Annotated in this window: 20 protein-coding genes and 2 pseudogenes; 11 read left to right on the top strand and 11 right to left on the bottom strand. The window is 70.4% G+C overall.

Features of this window, described 5'->3' with window-relative positions:
* Window positions 1-20: 20 nt before the first annotated feature.
* The 7 genes from AB0M62_RS16765 to AB0M62_RS16735 form a co-directional block, all read right to left on the bottom strand.
* The gene (locus AB0M62_RS16765; RefSeq protein ID WP_366074938.1) at window positions 21-809 is read right to left on the bottom strand and encodes an ABC transporter ATP-binding protein; all 789 of its coding nucleotides are present in this window, start codon (window positions 807-809) and stop codon (window positions 21-23) included.
* A complete protein-coding gene (locus AB0M62_RS16760) occupies window positions 802-1,731 on the bottom strand; it encodes an ABC transporter permease (protein WP_366074937.1) in 930 nt (309 codons plus the stop codon). The genes AB0M62_RS16765 and AB0M62_RS16760 overlap by 8 nt, the downstream gene beginning before the upstream one ends.
* A gap of 96 nt (window positions 1,732-1,827) precedes the next feature.
* Window positions 1,828-2,700, bottom strand: a complete 873-nt coding sequence (locus AB0M62_RS16755; RefSeq protein WP_366074964.1) for a glycosyltransferase — start codon at window positions 2,698-2,700, stop codon at window positions 1,828-1,830.
* Window positions 2,701-2,720: 20 nt separating this feature from the next.
* Complete coding sequence (locus tag AB0M62_RS16750; RefSeq protein ID WP_366074936.1) at window positions 2,721-3,497, bottom strand: CDP-alcohol phosphatidyltransferase family protein; 777 nt, start codon at window positions 3,495-3,497, stop codon at window positions 2,721-2,723.
* A complete protein-coding gene (locus tag AB0M62_RS16745; RefSeq protein ID WP_366074935.1) occupies window positions 3,475-4,536 on the bottom strand; it encodes an iron-containing alcohol dehydrogenase family protein in 1,062 nt (353 codons plus the stop codon). Before AB0M62_RS16745 ends, AB0M62_RS16750 begins: the two co-directional genes overlap by 23 nt.
* Window positions 4,524-5,276, bottom strand: a complete 753-nt coding sequence (locus AB0M62_RS16740) for a phosphocholine cytidylyltransferase family protein (protein WP_366074934.1) — start codon at window positions 5,274-5,276, stop codon at window positions 4,524-4,526. The genes AB0M62_RS16745 and AB0M62_RS16740 overlap by 13 nt, the downstream gene beginning before the upstream one ends.
* Window positions 5,273-7,069: a DUF5941 domain-containing protein gene (locus tag AB0M62_RS16735; RefSeq protein WP_366074963.1), complete on the bottom strand. Its 1,797-nt coding sequence runs from the start codon at window positions 7,067-7,069 to the stop codon at window positions 5,273-5,275. The genes AB0M62_RS16740 and AB0M62_RS16735 overlap by 4 nt, the downstream gene beginning before the upstream one ends.
* 351 nt (window positions 7,070-7,420) lie before the next feature.
* Here AB0M62_RS16735 and galE point away from each other — a divergent pair, with 351 nt between their 5' ends.
* The 4 genes from galE to idi all read left to right on the top strand — a co-directional run bounded on the left by galE (window position 7,421) and on the right by idi (window position 11,714).
* Complete coding sequence (gene galE, locus AB0M62_RS16730) at window positions 7,421-8,416, top strand: UDP-glucose 4-epimerase GalE (RefSeq protein WP_366074933.1); 996 nt, start codon at window positions 7,421-7,423, stop codon at window positions 8,414-8,416.
* Window positions 8,417-8,559: 143 nt separating this feature from the next.
* Entirely contained in the window at window positions 8,560-9,501 is a 942-nt protein-coding gene (locus AB0M62_RS16725) for a cation diffusion facilitator family transporter (protein ID WP_366074931.1), read from the top strand.
* A gap of 228 nt (window positions 9,502-9,729) precedes the next feature.
* On the top strand, window positions 9,730-10,986 hold the full coding sequence (locus tag AB0M62_RS16720; RefSeq protein WP_366074930.1) for a bifunctional class I SAM-dependent methyltransferase/N-acetyltransferase: 1,257 nt from the start codon (window positions 9,730-9,732) through the stop codon (window positions 10,984-10,986).
* A 134-nt stretch (window positions 10,987-11,120) separates the two neighbouring features.
* Window positions 11,121-11,714 carry an isopentenyl-diphosphate Delta-isomerase gene (idi, locus tag AB0M62_RS16715; protein ID WP_366074929.1) on the top strand — a complete coding sequence of 198 codons (594 nt, stop codon included), beginning with the start codon at window positions 11,121-11,123 and terminating at the stop codon, window positions 11,712-11,714.
* On the opposite strand, the gene AB0M62_RS16710 is transcribed toward idi, so the two are convergent.
* Window positions 11,680-12,231, bottom strand: a complete 552-nt coding sequence (locus tag AB0M62_RS16710) for an ATP-binding protein (RefSeq protein WP_366074928.1) — start codon at window positions 12,229-12,231, stop codon at window positions 11,680-11,682. The two genes, idi and AB0M62_RS16710, sit on opposite strands and share 35 nt — an antisense overlap.
* A gap of 144 nt (window positions 12,232-12,375) precedes the next feature.
* Between AB0M62_RS16710 and AB0M62_RS16705 the strand changes: the two genes are divergently transcribed.
* A complete protein-coding gene (locus AB0M62_RS16705) occupies window positions 12,376-13,131 on the top strand; it encodes an enoyl-CoA hydratase/isomerase family protein (protein ID WP_366074927.1) in 756 nt (251 codons plus the stop codon).
* A gap of 31 nt (window positions 13,132-13,162) precedes the next feature.
* Here AB0M62_RS16705 and AB0M62_RS16700 read toward each other — a convergent pair.
* Window positions 13,163-13,345, bottom strand: a pseudogene (locus AB0M62_RS16700) (hypothetical protein); the annotation flags it as partial.
* 75 nt (window positions 13,346-13,420) lie between these two features.
* Between AB0M62_RS16700 and AB0M62_RS16695 the strand changes: the two are divergent.
* The 3 genes and pseudogenes from AB0M62_RS16695 to AB0M62_RS16685 all read left to right on the top strand — a co-directional run.
* A pseudogene (locus AB0M62_RS16695) lies at window positions 13,421-13,660 on the top strand (hypothetical protein); the annotation flags it as partial.
* A 2-nt stretch (window positions 13,661-13,662) separates the two neighbouring features.
* Complete coding sequence (locus AB0M62_RS16690) at window positions 13,663-13,794, top strand: LPFR motif small protein (protein WP_366074961.1); 132 nt, start codon at window positions 13,663-13,665, stop codon at window positions 13,792-13,794.
* Window positions 13,795-13,861: 67 nt separating this feature from the next.
* Entirely contained in the window at window positions 13,862-16,204 is a 2,343-nt protein-coding gene (locus AB0M62_RS16685) for a Tex family protein (protein WP_366074926.1), read from the top strand.
* Window positions 16,205-16,378: 174 nt separating this feature from the next.
* Here the strand turns inward: AB0M62_RS16685 and AB0M62_RS16680 are convergent, their stop codons facing one another.
* Both AB0M62_RS16680 and AB0M62_RS16675 read right to left on the bottom strand, forming a co-directional pair.
* On the bottom strand, window positions 16,379-18,016 hold the full coding sequence (locus AB0M62_RS16680; RefSeq protein ID WP_366074925.1) for an ABC-F family ATP-binding cassette domain-containing protein: 1,638 nt from the start codon (window positions 18,014-18,016) through the stop codon (window positions 16,379-16,381).
* Window positions 18,017-18,242: 226 nt separating this feature from the next.
* Window positions 18,243-19,274: an oxidoreductase gene (locus tag AB0M62_RS16675; protein ID WP_366074924.1), complete on the bottom strand. Its 1,032-nt coding sequence runs from the start codon at window positions 19,272-19,274 to the stop codon at window positions 18,243-18,245.
* 90 nt (window positions 19,275-19,364) lie between these two features.
* Here AB0M62_RS16675 and AB0M62_RS16670 point away from each other — a divergent pair, with 90 nt between their 5' ends.
* The 3 genes from AB0M62_RS16670 to glpK all read left to right on the top strand — a co-directional run bounded on the left by AB0M62_RS16670 (window position 19,365) and on the right by glpK (window position 22,879).
* Window positions 19,365-20,312 carry an FAD-dependent oxidoreductase gene (locus AB0M62_RS16670; RefSeq protein ID WP_366074923.1) on the top strand — a complete coding sequence of 316 codons (948 nt, stop codon included), beginning with the start codon at window positions 19,365-19,367 and terminating at the stop codon, window positions 20,310-20,312.
* Between the two features lie 149 nt (window positions 20,313-20,461).
* Complete coding sequence (locus AB0M62_RS16665) at window positions 20,462-21,307, top strand: MIP/aquaporin family protein (protein ID WP_366074922.1); 846 nt, start codon at window positions 20,462-20,464, stop codon at window positions 21,305-21,307.
* 54 nt (window positions 21,308-21,361) lie between these two features.
* Entirely contained in the window at window positions 21,362-22,879 is a 1,518-nt protein-coding gene (glpK, locus tag AB0M62_RS16660; protein WP_366074920.1) for a glycerol kinase GlpK, read from the top strand.
* Window positions 22,880-22,899 lie beyond the last annotated feature (20 nt).

The raw sequence follows: 22,899 nt of genomic DNA, 5'->3' as shown, positions 1-22,899 counted from the left end.
GGCCTTGGCGGACGACCGGACTACTTGCCGGATTCCTTCGAGTACGCCGCGAGAACCTCGTCGGTGGGGCCGTCCATCAGCAGCTCGCCCTTCTCCAGCCACAGCACTCGGTCGCAGGTGCCCCGGATCGAACCGAGGCTGTGGCTGACCAGGAAGACCGTGCCGGCGTCCTTGCGCAGCTCGCGGATGCGGGCCTCGGAGCGCTTCTGGAACTTGGCGTCACCGGTGGCCAGTGCCTCGTCGATCATCAGTACGTCGTGGCTCTTCGCCGCCGCGATGGAGAAGCGCAGCCGGGCGCCCATGCCCGAGGAGTACGTCCGCATCGGGAGCGAAATGAAGTCGCCCTTGTCGTTGATGCCGGAGAAATCGACGATCTGCCGGTAGTGCCCGCGGATCTCCTCGCGCGTCATGCCCATCGCCAGGCCGCCGAGTATGACGTTCCGTTCGCCCGTCAGATCGCTCATCAGGGCGGCGTTCACGCCGAGCAGCGACGGCTGCCCATGGGTGAAGACGCGGCCGCGCTCGGCCGGCAGCAGCCCGGCGATCGTCCGCAGCAGGGTCGACTTGCCCGAGCCGTTGGTACCGATGAGGCCGATGGCCTCGCCCTTGTACGCCGTGAAAGTGACGCCCTTGACGGCGTGCACCTCGCGTACGTTGGATCTGCCGCCCTTACGGCCGATGATCCGGCTCAGTGCCGCGGTGGCGCTGCCCTTGCCGCCGCCCGCGCCCTGCACCCGGTAGACCACGTGCACGTTGTCCGCGACGACGGTCGGGATGCGTGCCCCGGTGGCATTGGTGTGCTCAGCCACGGCCGTACCGCTCCTCAGCCTTCCAGAAGTACACGAAGCCGCCGATTCCTACGACCACGGCCCAGGCGACAGCCATGGCCCAGATGTGCGGAGGCAGCTGGTCCGCGGTGAACGAGTCGATCAGGGCGAAACGCACCAGGTCGATGTAGATCGCCGCGGGATTCGCCTCGAGCAGCCACCCGACGAACTGCGGGATTTCCTTGCCCCTGAGCATCTCTTCGATGCTGTACATCACACCGGACGCGTACATCCACGTCCTGAGGATGAACGGCATCAGCTGGGCCAGGTCCGGGGTCTTGCTGCCCAGCCGGGCCATGATCAGTGCGAGGCCGGCGTTGAAGACGAACTGCAGCGCGAGAGCCGGGACGACCAGGAGCCAGGAGAAGGCGATCGGCACGCCGAAGGCGAGCACGATCACGGCCAGCACGCCCATGGAGAGCACGAGCTGCTGGAGCTGCATCAGACAGAAGGCGATGGGCAGTGAGGCCCGCGGGAAGTGCAGTGCCCGCACCAGACCGAGGTTGCTGGAGATGGACCGGGTACCGGCCAGCACCGAGCTCTGCGTGAACGTGAAGATGAAGACACCGGTGACCAGGAACGGGACGAAGTCAGGCACGCCCTTCCTGGTGTCGAGCAGCAGGCCGAAGATGAGGAAGTACACCGTCGCGTTCAGCAACGGCGTCATGACCTGCCAGATCTGGCCGAGCTTGGCCTGGCTGTACTGGGCGGTCGTCTTCGCGCTGGCGAAGGCGGCGATGAAGTGGCGCCGCCCCCACAGCTGGCGGACGTACTCGCGCAGGCCCGGCCGGGCCCCACTGACCGTGAGGCCGTACTTCGTGGCCAGTTCCGCCGGCGACAGGCCGTCGTCCGGAGATGGCGGGGCGCTCATCGCGACCGCACCGTCATGCTTTGTCTCACTCACAAGTTGAAACTTTCGTCTTCAAGATGCGCAGCCAGTGGGGCAGGGGCACAGCTGCCGGTCCCGGGAACATTCCCGATGCTCTCAGAACCGAGCTTCTCAGATGACAGGAGGTCGGCCCAGTCGCGTCAGGCGCCACACCGTACGCCACTTCATCGGACGCCGGTCCCCACATGGAGAGGACCAGCCTTCCCTGAAACCGCCCAGCCAGGCCTTCAGCGCGGGCAGCGAAGGACGCCGGAGCAGGGTCAGCAGCAGCCACACCCCGAGATAGACCGGCACCAGGGGCGCGGGCAGGTTGCGGCGGGCCAGCCAGACGCGGTTCCGGGCGATCATGCGGTGGTAGACGGCGTGCCGGGACGGCGGCGTCGTGGGGTGGAACAGCACCATGTCGGCCCGGTAGTCGATCAGCCAGCCGGCGTCGAGCGCCCGCCAGGCCAGGTCGGTCTCCTCATGGGCGTAGAAGAAGTCGTCCGGAAGGCCGCCGACCTGGGCGAACACCTGCGTACGCACCGCGTTGGCGCCGCCGAGGAAGGTGGTCACCCGGGAGGACCGCATCGGGTCGGCCGCACGCAGGCGCGGCACGTGCCGGCGCTGGGTCTGCCCGGTGTCGGGGTCCGCGATCCGGAAACTGATGATCCCCAGCTTCGGATCGGCCTCGAACGCCCGACGGCACAACTCGGCGGTGTCGGAGTTGGCCAGCAGCCCGTCGTCGTCCAGGAACAGCAGAGCGTCCACCTGGGAGCCGCCGGGCCCGAATGCCTCGATGCCCGCGTTGCGGCCGCCCGGGATGCCCAGGTTCTCGGGCAGCTCGACGGTGCGTACGCCCGCGGGGACATCGGTCACCGGGGCGCCGTTGCCGACCACGACGACCTCGATCGGGTCGCCCTCCTGCCGCGCTACCGAGTCCAGCAGGGCCTTCAGCTCGTCAGGGCGGTTGCCCATGGTGATGATCACCACGCCGAGCTTCATGCCCCCGCCCGTCGCCGTACTCACTTCAGCCTGCTCGACGCCAGGATCGAGACCAGATGCAGCAGCGTCTGCACGATCGCAATGCCGGCGAGTACGGCGATACCGAGGCGGGTGAAGAACAGGTCGCCACTGATCATGTCCAGAATCGCCACGAAGAGGATCAGCAGCGACGCCTCGATGCCGCCCACCAGCCGGTGGAACTTCAGGGCGGCCGCGGCACGGCGGGCCAGCGCCAGACCGGAGGAGCGGGGCACCGAGGCCTCGTCCTTCACGGCCGGCAGCCCACTGCGGGCACGGGCCACGTCGACCAGATCCGTCTCGGCCTTGATCAGGATCGCGCCGAGCGCGGCAAGCGTGCCGAGGAAGGCCCACAGCCAGTTCGGGGAGTCCCCGAAGACGTCCGCGCCACGTACGCCGAAGCCCACCAGCAGGGCCGCCTCGCAGAGGTAGTGGCCGATGCGGTCCAGGTAGACACCGGTGATCGAGGTCTGCTTGCGCCAGCGCGCGACCTCGCCGTCGACACAGTCGAGCAGCAGGTACACCTGGAACAGGACCGCCGCGAGGATCGCGCCGGTCAGCCCGGGGATGAGCAGGGCGGCGCCGCCCAGCACACCCACGACCACCATGAGGTAGGTCAGCTGGTTGGGCGTGATCCGGGTGTTCACCAGATACGGGTCGATGTGCAGCGAGATCTCTCGCATGTACAGGCGCCCGGCCCAGTGCTCACCGCTGCGCCGGTCCTTCACTCCCTCGGGGTGAACGACCGGACGGAGTTCAGCTACTGATGGTCTTGGCATAGTCGGCGTAAGCGTCCCTGATCTCGGCTGCTGACAGGTTGAGGTGTTCCAGGATGGTGAAGCGGCCCGGACGGGTCTGCGGGGCGTACTCAACGGCCGCGACGAACTCGTCCACGCTGAAGCCGATCTCCTCGGGGCGCACCGGCAGGCCGTGCCTGCGCAGGACGTCGACGAACAGCCCGGACTTCTCGTGGGAGCCGCGCAGGTGCATCGCGAAGGCGGCGCCGAGGCCGACCTGCTCGCCGTGCAGCGCGGAGCGCTTGGGGTAGAGCAGGTCGAAGGCGTGGCTGATCTCGTGGCAGGCACCGGACGAGGGCCGGCTGTCCCCACTGATCGACATGGCGATACCGGACAGGACCAGGGCCTCGGCGAGGACCGTGAGGAACTCGTCGTCGCCGACTCCGCCCGGGTGCCGCAGCACCGACTCGCCGGCAGTCCGCGCCATGGCCGCGGCGAGGCCGTCCACGGCCTCGCCGCTGATCCGGTGCGAGAGCTCCCAGTCGGCGATGGCCGAGATGTTGGAGATCGCGTCGCCGACACCGGAGCGGATGAACCGGACCGGGGCCTCGCGGATCACGTCGAGGTCGATAACCATGGCGATGGGCGTGGGGACGCCGTACGAGCCCCGGCCGTTGTCGTTGTCCAGGATGGACACCGGCGAGCAGATGCCGTCGTGGGAGAGGTTCGTCGCGACGGCCACCATCGGCAGTCCGACGCGCGCCGCCGCGTACTTCGCCACATCGATGATCTTGCCGCCGCCGAGACCGACCACCGCGTCGTACCGCTTGCCCTTTATGTCGTCGGCAAGCTTGACGGCGGAGTCGATCGTCCCGTCCACGACGGGGAACCAGTCGGCGTCGGGCAGCACCGGTGCGAGCTTCTCGCGCAGGGCTTGGCCGGAACCGCCGCTGATGGCGATCGACAGCTTCCCGGAGGCGGAGATCCGCTGGTCGGCCAGGAGGCCGGCCAGGTCGTCCATGGCGCCGCGGCTGATGTCGACGACGACCGGGGACGGGATGAGGCGGGTCAGTACTGGCACGCGATCTCCCGGCCCTTGGCGAGGTCGTCGTGGTTGTCGATCTCGACCCACTTGACGTCGCCGATCGGGGCCACGTCGATGGTGACACCGCGGTTGACCAGCTCCTGGTAGCCGTCCTCGTAATAGAGGTCGGGGTCCCGCTCGAAGGTGGTCCTCAGGGCGTCGGCGAGCTCCTCGGCGGCCTCGGGCTCGATCAGGGTCACGCCGATGTACTCGCCGGTGGCGCCGGCCGGGTCCATCAGCTTGGTGATCTTCCGGACGCCCTGGCCGTCGGCCGTGATGACCTTCATCTCCTCGTCGGCGAGGTGCTTCACCGTGTCGAGGGCGAGGATGATTCGCTGCCCCTGGCCGCGGGCGGCCAGCAGCGTCTTCTCGACGGAGACAGGGTGCACGGTGTCGCCGTTGGCGAGGATGACGCCCTGCTTCAGGACCTCACGGGCGCACCACAGGGAGTAGGCGTTGTTCCACTCCTCGGCCTTGTCGTTGTCGATGAGGGTGAGGGTGACGCCGTACTTCGCCTCGAGAGCTTCCTTGCGCGCGTACACGGCCTCCTTGCGGTAGCCGACGACGATCGCGACCTCGGTGATACCGACCTCCGCGAAGTTGCCCAGGGTCAGGTCGAGGACGGTGAGGCTGTCCTCCTGGCCGTCGGGGCCGACCGGAACCAGGGCCTTGGGAAGCGTGTCGGTGTAGGGGCGCAGACGCCTTCCGGCGCCGGCCGCCAGTACGAGGCCGATCATGCTGGTTCTCCTTCGTCATGTACGGCGGGTGCTCCGGAGGACACCCAGAAGCGGATGCTCTCCACGAGCACCACCAGCGCCACGGCCACGGCGAGAATCGTGAGCGCGACGGTGAAGTCGGTGTTGCGGCCCAGCACGGCGGCGAGTACCGCCACCGCCAGCACCCGGCCCTCGTGCCCGCCGGCCGACCGGACCAGCCAGTGCGGGGGCGCGCCGGTGCCACCGCGGATGCGGTACACCGTGTCGTAGTGATGGTAGGCGACCGAGGCAACCAGGCCGAAAGCCGCGGGCAGGGCCCCGTTCACCTCGGAGCGGGCAGCCAGCAGGAGGACGGTGCCGTACTCGGCGGCCCGGAAGACCGGGGGGACGAGCCAGTCGAGGGAGCCCTTGAGGGGCAGCGCGACCGCGGCGCCGGAGCTCACTGCGTACAGGAGGGCAGCACCGATCATCCAGGGGCTGCCGAACGGCACGAGCCAGGCGGTCGCCACCAGGACGACCGCGCCCCCGGCTGCGACTGCGGCAAGCGAGCCGCGGGGCGGAAAGGCCTTGAGGCGGCCCAGCGCCCCGGCCACGAGCTCGGCGACCGGCCCGCTGTCGGCGAGGTCGGCCAGGGCCTGCGCCGCGCGGTCGGTGCGCTGCGCCTTGCGCGTCAGCGAGCGCAGGACCCGGCCGGCGGTGGTGTAGCAGGCGGCGAAGGCGCAGCCGATCAGCAGGGCGTAGAAGACGATCCGGGGGGTAGTCACGGCCGTCAGTACGGCGATCATCGCCCAGCGCTCGCCGATCGGCAGAACGATCATCCGGCGCAGCCAGACCGTCCAGCCGACACTGTCGAGCTTGTCGGAGAGCGCGGCGGTCGGGCTCGTGTTGGCGGTCGCGTCGTGATTCGCCTCGTTGAAGGAGAAGTCCACGACGTGGCGGCTGGTCTGCAGCACCATCGCACCGAGCGCCAGGGCCCATACGTCGTCCCCGTTCGCCGATGCGCCGATCGCGAGGCCGGCGTAGAAGGCGTACTCCTTGGCGCGGTCGAACGTGGCGTCCAGCCACGCGCCCATCGTCGAGTACTGGAGCGAGTAGCGGGCGAGCTGCCCGTCGGTGCAGTCCAGGACGAAGGAGAAGAGGAGCAGCAGGCCGGCGGCGATGTAACCGCCCCGTGTGCCGGTCGCCGCACAGCCGGCCGCGATCAGCGCGGTGAGCAACGAGGCGGTGGTGACCTGGTTGGGGGTGTAGCCCCGGCGGGCACACCAGCGGGCCAGGTGGCGGGAGTACGGGCTGACGAAGAAGGTGGTGAAGAACCCGTCCCGGGACTTCACGGCGGTGCGCAGGCGTACGGCCTCGTCGTCGACGGCGGCGACCGCGGCCCTGGCCTCGTGCCGGGACTGCGGGTCGGCAGGGACCGTGGCGACGAGCGAGCCGAGCTCGGGGCGCTGCACGCCGGTGCCGTCGGCCTCGAGCGCGTCGGCCAGCCGGTCGGGCAGGCACTCGCCGGGCTGCGTGGCGGCGTTCGCCGCGACGGCCCGGGACAGGCCCGTGCGGGCCTCGGGCTGAACGGTCAGCGCACCGCGTACGGCGGCGGCGGGGAAACGGGGATCCGTCAGCGCCAGGCGCAGAGCGTGTACGTGGCCGACGAATCCGGCGTCGACGACCGCGACCCGCTCGTCGGCCGGTATCGCGGCCAGCAGGGAGCCCGCGTCCTGGGTGCCCGAGGCGATCCGTACATCAAAGCCCAGCGACCGCAGATCGCCCTCGAGCGGCGATCCGGGTACCGGCTGACCGGTGAGGATGGCGGTCGACAGACGAACTCACTCCTTGGAACGGGCGCCGGCGGTACGCATGCCTGCCCGGCGGTGTGCATGGGCCGGCCAGCCCCTCAGCGGGGCGGGCAGCACGTCGGCAGAGGCTATCGGATGAACGGAGGCGGTCGTTCACCGCCCGTTTACGCCCCCGATGGGCCGGGGGCCGGACAGCCGCCCACCGTCGCGATCATCATGGTCGATCAAGGCCACGGCCCACAAACCGCAGGGCGGTGGCCGGCCGAGCGGGCCCGGCGAACCGTGGTCCACCCGGAGAGCGGGCGTTGCGGAGGACGTCCTGCCAGTCGTCGCGAGACAGCCGGGACCGCGTTGCTCCTCGTCTAGGGTGGCTGCATGACGTGGCTGATCACAGGTGGCGCGGGTTACATCGGAGCGCATGTGGCGCGGGCGATGGCGGACGCGGGCGAGCGGGTCGTCGTCCTCGACGACATCTCGAGCGGCGTCGCGGGACGGCTGCCGCAGGAGATTCCCCTGGTACAGGGCTCCTACCTGGACCGGTCCCTGCTCGACCGGACCCTCGCCGAGCACGAGGTCACCGGTGTGGTGCATCTCGCGGCGAAGAAGCAGGTCGGGGAGTCCGTCGAGCAGCCGCTCCACTACTACCGCCACAACGTGTACGGCCTGACGGTGCTGCTCGAAGCGGTGGCCGCGGCCGGGGTCGGACGTTTCCTCTTCTCCTCCTCCGCCGCGGTGTACGGCGTCCCCGCTGTGGAACTGATCACCGAGGACACCCCCTGCGCACCGATCAACCCCTACGGGGAGACGAAGCTCACCGGTGAGTGGCTGGTCCGGGCCTCCGGACTGGCGCACGGTATCGACACGATGTGCCTGCGTTACTTCAACGTGGCGGGCGCCGGGCTTCCCGAACTCGCGGACACCGGGGTGTTCAACGTCATTCCGATGGTCTTCGACCGGCTCACGCGCGGCGAGGCCCCCCGGATCTTCGGTGACGACTATCCGACCCCCGACGGCACCTGTATCCGGGACTACATCCACGTCGGCGACCTGGCTGAGGCCCATCTCGCCGCTGCCCGCCGGCTGTCCTCGCGGGACGGCTCGGGCGACAGCCCGGGCGACCTGACCCTCAACATCGGACGCGGCGAGGGCGTCTCCGTCCGGGAGCTGGTCGACCTCGCGGTGGAGGTGTCCGGCATCACGCGTCCCCCGATCGTCGAAGCCCGCCGCCCCGGCGACGCCGCGCAGGCTGTCGCCTCGGCCGAGCTGATCGCCAAGGAACTGGGCTGGACGGCCCGCCGCGGAGTACGCGAGATGGTCGAGTCGGCCTGGGAGGGCTGGCGCCTGCGCCACCCGGAGGCGCGCCGCCGCTGACCTTCGCGGCGCCAGGGCCTGCGATCGTTTCCGCAGGTCACAGCACATGACAACGGTGTTCAGCACCGTGTTGCCCCGTACCCATGGCCCGTAGTTCACTGTGATTTCGGACAGCGCACACACCGATCCGGGAGGCAGGCGTCATGGGGGCTGGGCACGACCACGGGCATACGCACGGGGGGCCGCCGGCCACCGGGACGGCGACCGCCGCGTACAAGGGGCGGCTGCGCATCGCGCTCTGCATCACGCTGACCGTGATGGTCGTGGAGATCGTGGGCGGCCTGGCCGCCGATTCGCTGGCCCTCATCGCGGACGCCGCCCACATGGCCACCGACGCGCTGGGGCTCGGGATGGCCCTCCTGGCCATCCACTTCGCGAGCCGCCCGGCCAGCGAGAGCCGTACGTACGGCTTCGCGAGGGCCGAGATCCTCGCGGCGCTCGCCAACTGCCTGCTGCTTTTCGTTGTCGGCGGCTACATCCTGTACGAGGCCGTGCAGCGGTTCATCACACCGGCCGAGACCCACGGCGGGCTGACCATCGTCTTCGGCCTCGTCGGTCTGCTGGCGAACATGGTCTCGCTCGGCCTGCTGATGCGTGGGCAGCAGGAGAGCCTCAACGTGCGCGGCGCCTTCCTGGAGGTGATGGCGGACGCTCTGGGCTCGGCGGCGGTGCTGGTCTCGGCGCTGATCATTCTGACCACCGGGTGGCAGGCCGCGGACCCGGTCGCGTCGTTGGTGATCGGCCTCATGATCGTCCCACGCACCTGGAAGCTGCTGCGGGAGACGTTGAACGTACTGCTGGAAGCGGCACCCTCGAACGTCGACATGGCGGATGTGCGGGCGCACATGCTGGCCCTGCCCGGCGTCGAGGACGTGCACGATCTGCATGCCTGGACGATCACCTCGGGTATGCCGGTGCTTTCCGCGCATGTGGTGGTCGACCAGGAGGCGCTGGACTCGGTCGGGCACGAGAAGATACTGCACGACCTCCAGGGCTGCCTCGGCACCCATTTCGACGTCGGTCACTGCACGTTCCAGCTGGAGCCGGTGGGCCACGCGGAGCACGAGGCGAAACTGTGCCACTGATCGAAACCGTGCCCTGATAGGGTGAGGACGAAGAGACGTCCGGTCCTTCGGGCTCCCCCGAAGTCTTCCCCGGGTCTCCCCAAGACGTGAGAGCAGGAGGTGGGTTGATGACCGTCGCAGCGGTTGCTGCAGTGCGCAGCGACGACAGGTTCATCCCCGCCTTCCGGGTACTCGGCTGACGCCACAGGCATGCAGGCCGGGGGCCCTCACACCCAAGGGTTTCTCACGTTGACCGACAACGACTTTTTCGACGCATTCTTCGCGCTGCACCGCGGGCTTCCCCGTCAGGGACCCGGTTCGGACGCGACCACCCGCCGCCTCCTCTCCCTCGCCGGACCGCTGCCCGCCCGTCCGCGGGTGATCGACCTGGGCTGCGGCCCCGGCCGGTCCGCGCTGCTGCTGGCCGCGGAGGCCGGCGCCGAGGTGACCGCCGTCGATCTGAACCAGGACATGCTCGACGAACTCCGGCAGGGCGCCGAGGCCCGCGGGCTCAGTGAGCGAGTGCGCATCCTGAAGGCCGACATGGCCGAACTCCCCTTCCCCGACGGGTCCTTCGACCTGGTCTGGGCGGAGAGCTCCGTCTACTCCATCGGCTTCGACACCGCACTGCGCGACTGGAAGCGGCTGCTCGCGCCGGGCGGCACCCTCGTCCTCACCGAGTGCGAGTGGACCGCCGCGACGCCGTCGACCGAGGCACGCTCCTTCTGGGAGCAGCACTACAGCCTGCGGACCACCGCCGGGAACCGTGCGGCCGCGGAGGCGGCCGGCTACACGGTTCTCGGTGTCGTCCCGCAGCCGGAGTCCGACTGGGACGAGTACTACGTCCCGCTCGCCACACGCGCCGACGCGGCCGATCCCGGCGCGCCCGGTATGGACCGGGCGCTCGCCGCCACCCGCGAGGAGATCGCGATGCGGCGCGAGCACGGCTCGGAGTACGGCTACACGGGATATGTGCTGCGCCCGGCGGCGCCGGCGCCGTGGCGGACCCGGCCGGAGACGGAGCGGGACATCGCGGCCGTCCGGGCCGTCAACTCCGCCGCCTTCCCCACTCCCGAGGAAGCGGGGCTCGTGGACGCCCTCCGCGCCGACGAGAAGTGCTGGCTGCCGGGGCTGTCTTATGTCGCCGAGGCACCGGACGGCGAGATCGCCGCGTACGCGCTGCTCACCCGCTGCCACATCGGGCAGTCGGCGGTGCAGGCCCTGGCACTGGCTCCGGTCGCCGTACTGCCCCGGTACCAGAAGCAGGGCGCCGGAACAGCCGTCGTACAGGCGGTGCTGGCGGCGGCCCGTGACCGCGGGGAGCACCTCGTACTGGTGCTCGGGCATCCGGAGTACTACCCGAGGTTCGGCTTCACCCCTGCCTCACGGGCCGGCATCCGGCCCGGCTTCGAGGTCCCGGACGAGGCCATGATGGCGCTGGTGCTCGACGGTTCCCGGCCGGTTCCGACGGGCACGATCCACTACCCGGAGGCCTTCGGCGTCTGACGCTTCATCCTGCGCCCTGCTCTGCCCCCGCCGCGCGTGCCGTGGCGGGGGCAGACATGCGCGGGCTGCCGAAGTGCGGACAAGCCGCTTTTGTACGGCAGACTGAAGGCCGAAGACCAAAGCGAAGGATGGTTATGCCGACCACACCAGCCACCGCGACGAACAGCTCGTCGAACGGCGCCGCACAAGCGATCATGCTCGAACTGGTCGACGAGGACGGCAACACCATCGGCACAGCGGAGAAGCTCTCCGTCCACCAGGCGCCCGGCCAGCTGCACCGGGCCTTCTCCGTGTTCCTCTTCGACGAGGCCGGCCGGCTGCTGATCCAGCGCCGGGCGCTCGGCAAGTACCACTCCCCCGGCGTCTGGTCGAACACCTGCTGCGGTCATCCGTACCCCGGGGAGGCACCGTTCGCCGCGGCTGCCCGCCGTACGCATGAGGAGCTCGGCCTCTCGCCGTCGCTGCTCGCGGAGGCCGGCACGGTCCGCTACAACCACCCGGACCCGGCTTCGGGACTGGTCGAGCAGGAGTACAACCACCTTTTCGTGGGAATGGCGCAGGCTCCAGTCCGGCCGGACCCGGCGGAGGTCGGCGAGACCGCGTTCGTCACTCCCGCCGAGCTGGCCTCCCGCCATGAGAAGGCAGTCTTCTCTGCGTGGTTCATGACCGTGCTGGACGCGGCACGGCCGGCGATCAGGGAGCTGACCGGAGCGTCGGCGGGCTGGTGAGCGGCAGGGCCGCCCAGATGACCTTGCCGCCGCCGGCGGTGTGCTCGACGTCGCAGACCCCGCCCGCCTCGTAGGTGATCTCACGGACGAGTAGCAGACCACGGCCGCCCGTCTGTGCGAAGTCGGCCTCCAGGGCCTTCGGGCGGTACGGGTGGTTGTCCTCGACAGCCACCCGTACCCACTCCCTCCCGATGGCCACTTCGACCGCGACCTCGGGCGAGAGCAGGGCGGCGTGCCGTACCGAGTTGGTGACCAGCTCGGAGACGATGAGCAGCAGGCCCTGGACGGTGTCGTCCTGGACGGGCACGCCTTGCCGGTTGAGCAGGTCCCGCACCGCGTGCCGGGCCTGCGGAACGGATTCTTCGATTGCGGGAGCGGTGAACCGCCAGACGCCTTCGTATGCCAGTGAGCCGGTGACCAGTGCTCGGTCCCGGTCCCGGTCCTGGTATTCATCCGGCGGGACACTCCCGCGGATTTCCATGTCCCGCCCCCCGCCGCCGTGCTCGATCGTCTCCACGGTGCAAGTGTTGGGAACGGGCGGGACCGGACCGCTCCGCTGACCAGAAGTCAGCGCTTATCGATGACTTCTGTCTGGTCGCGTACGACAGCGTCGAATAAGCGACCGATCCTGACCTTGTCCGCTCCGGATAGCATCCGGCCCATGGAGCCGCAGCTGCAGCACACCGTCGCCGACGGTGTCGCCACCCTCGTCATCGATCATCCCGCCAAGCGCAACGCCATGACGTCGGCGATGTGGCGTCGGCTGCCGGAGCTGCTCGGGGAGCTGGCCGCCGAAGCGTCCGTCCACGTGCTGGTGCTGACCGGCGCCGGCGCCACCTTCTGCGCCGGCGCGGACATCTCGTCGCTGCGCGCGCCGGACGCGGGTCCCGGCGCCGATCCGCAGAGCCTTGCCGTACGGGCCGAAGAGGCACTGGCCGCCTTCCCCAAACCCACACTCGCGGCGATCCGCGGCCACTGTGTGGGCGGCGGCTGCCAGCTGGCCGCGGCCTGCGACCTGCGCTTCGCGGAGGAGGGTGCGTCCTTCGGTGTCACTCCGGCGAAGCTCGGCATCGTCTACCCAGCGGGCTCGACCCGTCGGCTGGCCTCCCTGGTCGGGCCGGCCGCGGCGAAGTACCTGCTGTTCTCCGCGGAATTGATCGGGACCGAGCGGGCCTTGCGCACCGGGCTGGTGGACGAGGTGCTGCCCGTAGGTGAACTGGACAAGCGGGTGGCCGAGTTCACGCGCGTACTGACGAGCCGCTCTCGGCTGACCCAGGCGGCGGCGAAGGAGTTCGCGTCGGGACGCACCGGGCGGGACGCGTACTGGGCAGGGCAGGCGCGGGAGAGCGGCGACACCACTGAGGGTGTCGCCGCGTTCCTGGAGCGCAGGCTGCCGCGTTTCACCTGGAGCGGCTGACACACGGCTCAGTTCTCGCCGTGGAGAACCCGGTCCGCACCGGCCGGCCGTCGAGCGAGGCGGTGCGGATGCGGTAGGCACCTCCGGGATCTCCGGCGTACAGCGCGGCTCCGGTGAAGACCTCCACCGGGCCGCTGACGACGAGGCTCTGTACGTCGTCGAAGAGGAGGACGAGCACGGTCCGCTCGGTTCGCGGTGTGCGAAGGTCCGCAATGACGAGTACCCCACCTTTCGTCCCATCCTCCTCCCTCGGTTTTCGTGCGTACTGACCAGTCGGTAACGTGAGGTCATGACCTCGCTTCCCGCACGCGCCGGCCGCCGCTGCCACAACGTCCTCAACCCGCTCCACTCGGCGGTGTACTTCTCTCCCGACTACACCGACGAGTTCGCCGGGATCGGAGTGGACGACCGCAACGCCGCGTACTTCGCCGGGCGGGCCGCGGCCATGGGACCGGTCACCGCGGGCACGCTCGCCGCGACGTTCTACAACTTCAACCACGCCCTCGTCGCCCGCCATGTGCCGGATGTCTTATCGCAGATGTGCTGCGCACCATCGGCTCCACGGTCGCCGCGGTGGTGACTCTGCCGTTCCGGGCGCTCGCCCGGCTGTTCGGCGGCGCCTCGCACGCGTCGGGCCGCGGCGGCAGGACGCGCCGGGCCTGATCCCCGGATGTCGGTTCCACCTGCCACAATGCTGCCTTCAAGCTCAGCGAGAAGGCGGTACGGCATCGTGACGACGTCCATCGAAGGCAGGATCGCCGAGGAGCTCGGCGTACGTGAGCGGCAGGTGAGGTCCGCCGTCGAGCTGCTCGACGGCGGCTCCACCGTGCCGTTCATCGCGCGCTACCGCAAGGAAGCGACCGAGATGCTCGACGACGTGCAGCTGCGCACGCTCGAGGAGCGGCTGCGTTATCTGCGGGAGCTGGAGGAGCGGCGGACCGCGATCCTCGACTCCGTACGCGAGCAGGGCAAGCTGGACGGCGAGCTGGAGGCGCGGATCCGCGCCGCCGACACCAAGGCGCGGCTGGAGGACATCTACCTCCCCTTCAAGCCCAAGCGCCGGACGAAGGCGCAGATCGCGCGCGAGGCCGGGCTGGAACCGCTCGCGGAGGGCCTGCTCGCGGATCCGGGCGTGGACCCCGCGGCCGCCGCGGCCGCGTTCGTCGACCCGGGCAAGGGAGTGGCTGACGCCACCGCGGCGCTCGACGGCGCCCGGTCGATCCTGACCGAGCGGTTCGGCGAGGACGCCGACCTCATCGGTGAACTGCGTGAGCGGATGTGGACGCGCGGGCGGCTCGTGGCCAAGGTCCGGGACGGCAGGGAGGAGGCGGGCGCCAAGTTCGCCGACTACTTCGACTTCGCCGAGGCGTTCACCGCGCTGCCTTCGCACCGGGTGCTGGCGATGCTGCGCGGCGAGAAGGAAGAGGTGCTCGACCTCGTCCTGGAGCCCGAGGAGCCCTCGGACGTGCCCGGCCCTTCGACGTACGAGGGGATGGTCGCCAGGCGTTTCGGCATCGCCGACAGGGGCCGTCCGGCCGACAAGTGGCTGGCCGACACGGTCCGCTGGGCGTGGCGGACCCGGATCCTGGTCCACCTCGGCATCGACCTGCGGCTGCGCCTGCGGCAGGCGGCGGAGGACGAGGCGGTGCGCGTCTTCGCGGCGAACCTGCGGGACCTGCTGCTGGCCGCGCCCGCCGGGACACGGGCGACGCTGGGGCTCGACCCCGGCTTCCGTACGGGCGTGAAGGTTGCCGTCGTGGACGCGACCGGGAAGGTCGTCGCCACGGACACGATCTACCCGCATGTGCCGGCCAACAAGTGGGACGAGTCGCTGGCGAAGCTCGCCCGGCTGGCCGAGGAGCACTCTGTCGAGCTCATTGCCATCGGCAACGGCACGGCGTCGCGCGAGACCGACAAGCTCGCCGGTGAACTGTGCGACAGGCACCCCGAGCTGAAGCTGACGAAGGTCATGGTTTCGGAGGCGGGCGCCTCGGTGTACTCCGCCTCGGCCTTCGCCTCGCAGGAGCTGCCCGGCCTCGATGTGTCGATCCGCGGCGCCGTGTCGATCGCGCGGCGGCTGCAGGACCCGCTGGCCGAGCTGGTGAAGATCGACCCCAAGTCGATCGGTGTCGGCCAGTACCAGCACGACCTGTCCGAGGTGAAGCTGTCCCGCTCGCTCGACGCGGTGGTCGAGGACTGTGTGAACGGTGTCGGTGTCGATGTGAACACCGCCTCCGCGCCGCTGCTTTCGCGGGTGTCGGGCATCGGCTCGGGTCTCGCGGAGAACATCGTCGCGCACCGTGACGCGAACGGGCCCTTCCGGTCCCGTAAGGCGCTCAAGGACGTGGCGCGGCTGGGCCCCAAGGCCTACGAGCAGTGCGCGGGCTTCCTGCGGATCCGGGGCGGCGACGACCCGCTCGACGCGTCGAGCGTGCACCCGGAGGCGTACCCGGTGGTGCGGGCGATGGGGAAGTCTGTGGGCAGCGAGGTCGCGGCGCTGGTCGGCAACACGGCATTGCTGAGGTCGCTGAAGCCGGCCGAATTCGTGAACGACTCGTTCGGTCTGCCGACCGTGACGGACATCCTGCGTGAGCTGGAGAAGCCTGGGCGCGACCCGCGGCCGGCTTTCAGGACGGCGACCTTCAAGGACGGCGTCGAGAAGATCGGGGATCTGGCGCCGGGGATGCTGCTGGAGGGCGTGGTGACGAATGTCGCCGCTTTCGGTGCGTTCGTGGATGTCGGTGTTCACCAGGACGGTCTCGTCCACGTGTCGGCGATGTCGAAGACGTTCGTCAAGGATCCGCGGGACGTGGTGAAGCCGGGCGACATCGTGCGGGTGAAGGTGCTGGACGTCGACATCCCCCGTAAGCGGATCTCGCTGACCCTGCGCCTGGAGGACGAGGCAGGCACCCCGGCGCCCGCGTCGCGCGACCGCGGCGGCCGGCCGCCGAGGCAGCGCCGCGAACAGCCGGCCGGGCGAGGCGGCGGCCGGCCCTCACCTCCGCCGGCCAACAGCGCGATGGCGGACGCCCTGCGCCGGGCGGGCCTGACGGACCCGAAGCGACGCGGCTGACGCCGAGGGGCAGGAACACCTCCACAACGAGGGGCGGGGCGCCGCCCACTCACGCGCCCTTCGTTGTGGAGGTACGAGTACCTCTGCGTTCCCGCGCCTTTCACGCGGTCGCTCGCGCTCCACGGGCAACCGCGGCAGCGGGGCCGCGTGGCAGGCCGGAACCCCGGCAAGGCGTCAGAGTTCCGTGACCTTGCCCGCCGCCACCTCGATGCGGCGCGTCGTGCGGACCGCGGTCAGCATGCGGCGGTCGTGGGTGACCAGGAGCAGCGTTCCCTCGTACGAGTCGAGCGCCGACTCCAGCTGCTCGATCGCCGGCAGGTCCAGGTGGTTCGTCGGCTCGTCCAGGACGAGCAGGTTCACGCCCCGGCCCTGGAGCAGGGCGAGCGCCGCGCGGGTGCGCTCACCCGGAGAGAGAGTCGCGGCCGGACGCAGGACGTGCGCCGCTCGCAGGCCGAACTTCGCCAGCAGGGTGCGCACCTCGGCCGGCTCCGTCTCGGGCACCGCCGCGCAGAACGCCTCCAGCAGCGGCTCGTCGCCCAGGAACAGCCCGCGGGCCTGGTCGACCTCGCCCACCACGACGCCCGATCCGAGCGCGGCGTGCCCGGCGTCCAGCGGCAGCCTGCCGAGCAGCGTGGCCAGCAGGGTGGACTTGCCGGAGCCGTTGGCTCCGGTGATCGCGACGCGGTCGGCCCAGTCGATCTGCAGGGTCGCGGGACCGAAGGTGAAGTCACCGCGGCGGACCTCCGCCTCGCGCAGGGTGGCGACCACGGAGCCGGAGCGCGGGGCGGCCGCGATCTCCATCCGGAGCTCCCACTCCTTGCGCGGCTCCTCGACCTGATCGAGCCGCTCGATCATCCGCTGTGTCTGGCGCGCCTTGGCCGCCTGCTTCTCGCTCGCCTCGCTGCGGAACTTGCGTCCGAGCTTGTCGTTGTCGCCGGCCTTCCGGCGGGCGTTCTTGACGCCCTTGTCCATCCAGGAGCGCTGCATCTGGGCGCGGCCCTCGAGGGCGTCCTTCTTGTCCGCGTACTCCTCGTACGACTCCCGGGCGTGACGGCGGGCCGTCTCCCGCTCCTCCAGGTACGCCGCGTAGCCGCCCCCGTACAGGTTGATCTGCTGCTGCGCGAGGTCGAGCTCGAGGACCTTGGTCACGGTCCGGGTCAGGAACTCGCGGTCATGGCTGACCACGACCGTGCCCGCCCGCAGACCCTTGACGAAGGATTCGAGCCGGTCGAGCCCGTCGAGGTCGAGGTCGTTCGTGGGCTCGTCCAGCAGGAAGACGTCGTAGCGGGAGAGAAGGAGCGAGGCGAGGCCGGCGCGAGCCGCCTGGCCGCCGGAAAGCGCCGTCATCGGCAGGTCGAGGCCGACGGTGAGGCCCAGCGAGTCCGCGACCTCCTCGGCCCGCTCGTCGAGGTCCGCGCCGCCGAGGTGCAGCCAGCGGTCAAGGCCCGTGGCGTAGGCGTCGTCGGCTCCGGGCGCGCCGTCGACCAGGGCCTGAGTGGCCTCGTCGAGCGCGAGCTGCGCGGCGGCCACACCGGTGCGGCGCGCCAGGAATTCCCGTACCGACTCCGCCTCCCGCCGCTCCGGCTCCTGCGGAAGGTGACCGACGGTGGCCGAGGGCGGGGAGAGACGCAGCTCGCCGTCCTCCGGGGTGTCGAGGCCCGCGAGGAGACGCAGGAGGGTGGATTTGCCGGCGCCGTTGACGCCGACGAGGCCGATGACATCGCCGGGCGCGACGACGAGGTCGAGGCCGGAGAAGAGCGAGCGTTCGCCGTGGCCGGCGGCGAGGTCCTTGGCGACGAGAGTGGCAGTCATGAGGACACCGATCCTAGACGGGGTTCACCCCGGCCCTGCCGGGGTGTGGCGTCCGGCCATGCGGGGGCGGCCTGCGCAGGGTGCCCGCCAGGCCGGTGCCGGGCACCCCGGCATCCCGGACGCCGGTGCCGGCGTCGGTGTCGGCGCCGGCGGTCGGGGTCGGCGGTCGGGGTCGGCGTCGCCCCGGCCGCAGCCCACCACCGCCGCACCCAGCCGCAGCCCCGCGTCATCGCACCATCGGCGCGACCAGCACGCTCCCCGTGGTGCGCGCGACGATGAAGGACTCCCCCCTGGTGGCCCGGCCGTCCAGCGGAATCCTGTGGGCGCCCGGTTCCAGGCTGCCGTCGAACAGCTCCTGGACGTGCGTCCGGTACAGCCGGTCGAGGCGGTAGGCGGTCAGCTGCACTCGGCAGCCGGAGGTCACTTCCACGCCGGCCTCGCCGTCCGTCACGACGAGTCCGGTGAGGCGGCGGCGCTCCAACGGGACCCGGTCCAGCGCGTGTTCTATCTGTGCGACGAGGAGCGGAATGATCGGGGCGAGTCCGTCGACGTACGCGACGTCGACCCCCGCCGCGCTGAAAGCCGCCCGCACGGCGGCGCGTTCCCGCTCGCTCACGGCACGCCCGAACGCCACCGCGCCGTACGTGCGCAGCTCGTCGGCGGGGACGGCAGCCGCGTCGTGGGTGATCTCGGCCCCGATGCCGATGGTCCGCAGAGCCGCGGCGAGCTTGGCGAGCACGGCGACGCGGGCGCCGATGAGCAGCACGCGGCGGGCCGGGGCCACGCGTTCGGCGTCGGCCAGGAGCTTTTCCAGTTCTTCCCGGTACTGTCCGCCGCGGAAGCTGAACGGCCCTATGCCGTAACCGTTCCGCTCCAGGTCGGCCGTCCCGTCCGTCTGCCACGCGAAGTCCCGCCAGACGAAGTCCTGTCCGTCCGCTCCGCCCCGTTCGATGGCGGCGGTCACCGCCCCGCATTCGAGGCCTTCGCACTCGGGACACCCGTAGATGATGTAGCGCCCGCCGTCGAGCGGCGGTTCCGCTTCGAGCAGCAGCGCCCGGACATGCGCGGTGAAGATCGCTGGCGGTACGTCCGAGGCGAGCGGCGAGACCGCGTCGAGGTCGGAGAGCTGGAACAGCAGTGGCCTGCCGTTCACAACGAAGTCGAGGAATTCCCGGTGTGCTTGGTACGAACCGTTGGCGAGAACACCGCCGGCGCGCACCGCGGGAGCCAGTGCGAAAGTCGCGTACTCGGCTGACATGTCCTGAGTATCCCCAGCCGACGCGCGTTGTGAGCCCGGCATGCCACATTCCGCTCGGCCGGGACCGCCGGGGCGCGGTACTGTCCCGAGATGATCGACGACGTAGTGGTCATGGGCGCCGGCGTCATAGGACTGACCACGGCCGTCACGCTTGCCGAGGACGGCCGGCGGGTCCGGGTGTGGGCCCGTGAGTCCGGCACGGACACGGTCTCGGCGGTGGCCGGAGCGCTGTGGTGGCCCTATCGCATCCAGCCCGAGGAGACGGCGGGCGCGTGGTCGCTCGCTTCGCTGCGGATCTTCACGAGGCTCGCCGAGCGGCCCGAGGAGACCGGCGTACGGCTGGTTCCGGGATTCATGGCCGACACGGCCATGGCGGGGCTGGGGCCGTGGGCCGCCGAGGTGCCGGGACTGCGTGACGCGAGGGCAGACGAAGTGCCGGCCGGGTACATGCACGGGCTGCGCGCCCGTGTCCCGCTGATCGACATGCCTGCCCATCTCCGGTATCTGCGCGGGCGGCTGGAGGCGGCGGGCGGGGTGGTGGAGCGGCGCGAGGCAGGGAGTACGGCGGAGACGGGGCCAGTGGTCGTCAACTGCTCCGGGCTCGGCGCCCGCGAGCTGGTGCCGGACCCGCTGGTCCGACCGGTGCGCGGCCAGTTGGTGATCGTCGAGAACCCGGGGATCGACGAGTGGTTCGTGGCCGCGGATCACGCTTCCGCCGAAACGGCGTACGTCTTCCCGCAGCCGTACGGAGTCGTGCTGGGCGGGACGGCCGAGGAGGACTCCTGGAACCGGGAGCCCGACCCGGTGACCGCCCGCGCGATCATCGAGCGCTGTGCGCGCATCCGCCCCGAGCTGGCCGACGCGAAGGTCCTGGAGCACCGGGTGGGGCTGCGGCCGGCCCGGGACGGCGGGGTGCGGCTCGAGGCGGAACGGCTGCCGACCGGGACGCTGTGCGTGCACAACTACGGCCACGGGGGCGCCGGCGTCACCGTCGCTTGGGGCTGCGCGGCAGCGGTGGCACGGCTCGTCCGGACTTAGGCCCTGCGGGGCGGTCTTCGGTCTCCGCCCTGGTCAGGTACGGGGCAACTTCGCCTCGCATGCGACCGGGTCTTGATCGTCATACGATGATGCTCTGGGGGAATCGGGCAAGCGACGGCCGGTCCTGAGCCGGCGGGAAGCGGGCTCCCATGGCTGAACGGCTTAAAAGGTCAGGGCTGGTCGGCGAGCTTTCAGCCGAATTCGCCGGCACCATGATCCTCATCCTCTTCGGTTGCGGTGTGGTGGCCCAAGTGGTCGCCGGCGGAGCCCTCACGGATCCCGCGGGCGGTCTTGGAGACCACGACAGCATCGCCTGGGCGTGGGGCATCGGAGTCACCCTCGGCGTCTATGTGGCGGCGCGGTTGAGCGGTGCTCACCTCAATCCGGCGGTGACCCTGGCGCTGGCCGCGTTCAAGGGTTTTCCATGGAGCAAGGTGGCGCCCTACGCGCTGGCCCAGACGGCCGGCGCCTTCGTGGCAGCCCTGCTGGTGCGCTGGAACTACACCGAGGCGCTCGCGAAGGCGGACCCCACCCACACCATCAAGACACAGGGCGTCTTCTCCACACTGCCCGCCAACGGCAACCCGAACCTGCCGGTCGGCGAATGGGGCGCGTTCCGCGACCAGGTCATCGGCACCGCGATCCTGCTGCTGATGATCTTGGCGATCACAGACCTGCTGAACACGCCCCCCGGCGCCAACATGGCGCCGTTCATCATCGGCCTGGTCGTCGTGGGGATCGGCATGGCCTGGGGCACCAACGCGGGCTACGCGATCAACCCCGCACGTGACTTCGGTCCCCGGCTGGCGAGCTTCCTCACCGGGTACGGCGGAGCGTGGCGAGATCAGTACGGGAACTTCTACTTCTGGGTGCCGATCCTCGGTCCGCTGATCGGCGGCCTGCTCGGAGCGTTCCTGTACAAGCTCTTCGTCGGCCGGTTCCTGCCAACCGCAGAGCCGGAGCCCCCCGGACGCGTTCCGGCCCCCGAGGCCTGACCGGCCCCGCGTGAGGCCGCAACCCAGTCCATCCCACAGGAGAGGCGACATGCCATGGCGGACTTCGTCGGCGCGGTGGACCAGGGAACCACCAGCAGCCGTTTCATGATCTTCGACCACGCCGGCAACGAAGTGGCGAAGCACCAGCTGGAGCACTCCCAGATACTCCCCCGCTCGGGATGGGTCGAGCACGACCCGGTGGAGATCTGGGAACGCACCAACTCGGTGATACAGAACGCCCTCCGGCACGGGGACCTGTCCCCGTCCGACCTGGCGGCGATCGGCATCACCAACCAGCGGGAGACCACAGTCGTCTGGGACCCCCGCAACGGCCGTCCGTACTACAACGCCATCGTGTGGCAGGACACCCGCACGGACTCGATCGCGGCCGCTCTGGAACGTTCGGGCCAGGGCGACGTCATCCGCCGCAAGGCGGGCCTGCCGCCGGCCACCTACTTCTCCGCCGGCAAGATCCAGTGGATTCTGGAGAACGTCGACGGCGTGCGCGTGGCGGCGGAGCAGGGCCATGCCCTCTTCGGCAACACGGACTGCTGGGTGCTGTGGAACCTCACCGGCGGCCCCGAAGGAGGAATCCACGCCACCGACGTCACCAACGCCAGCCGCACCATGCTGATGAACCTGGAAACCCTCGACTGGGACGAGGAGTTGCTGGGTTTCTTCGGCGTCCCCCGGGCGATGCTGCCCACCATCAACCCGTCCTCCCACCGGGAGGCGTTCGGCGAGACCCGGACCTCCCGGCCGCTGCGCGCCGCCATCCCCATCACCGGGGTACTCGGCGACCAGCAGGCGGCCACCGTCGGGCAGGTCTGCTACGCGCCCGGCGAAGCCAAGAACACCTACGGCACCGGTAACTTCCTGGTGCTGAACACGGGCACCGAACTGGTCCGCTCGCAGCACGGCCTTCTCACCACCGTGGCCTACCAGTTCGGCGACAGCCCGGCGATCTACGCCCTGGAGGGCTCGATCGCGGTCACCGGGTCCGCGGTGCAGTGGCTGCGCGACCAGATGAAGATCATCAATGACGCCGCCGAGAGCGAGCGCCTGGCCCTGACCGTCGAGGACAACGGCGGTATGTACTTCGTCCCGGCCTTCTCGGGCCTGTTCGCGCCGTACTGGCGCTCCGACGCCCGCGGCGCGATCGTCGGCCTCGCCCGGTACAACAACAACGGCCACCTGGCGCGGGCGACTCTGGAAGCCATCTGCTACCAGAGCCGCGACGTGGTGGAGGCGATGGAGCAGGACTCCGGCGTCCATCTGGACGTGCTCAAGGTCGACGGCGGCGTGACGGCCAACGATCTGTGCATGCAGATCCAGGCCGATGTCCTCGGCGTACCGGTCAGCCGCCCGGTCGTTGCCGAGACCACGGCGCTCGGTGCCGCCTACGCGGCCGGTCTGGCCACCGGCTTCTGGCAGGACACCGACGAACTGCGCAGCCACTGGCAGGAGTCCAAGCGCTGGGAGCCCCAGTGGTCCGAGGAGCAGCGCGAGGAAGGGTACGCGGGCTGGAAGAAGGCGGTGGAACGCACCTTCGACTGGGCCAAGGTCGAATGAGCCCGGGCCGGAGGCGCCCG

It is taken from the genome of Streptomyces sp. NPDC051219, from assembly GCF_040682335.1.
Classification (GTDB): Bacteria; Actinomycetota; Actinomycetes; order Streptomycetales; family Streptomycetaceae; genus Streptomyces.
Note: the sequence above shows the minus strand (reverse complement) of the source record. Positions and strands in the feature narration are given on the sequence as shown.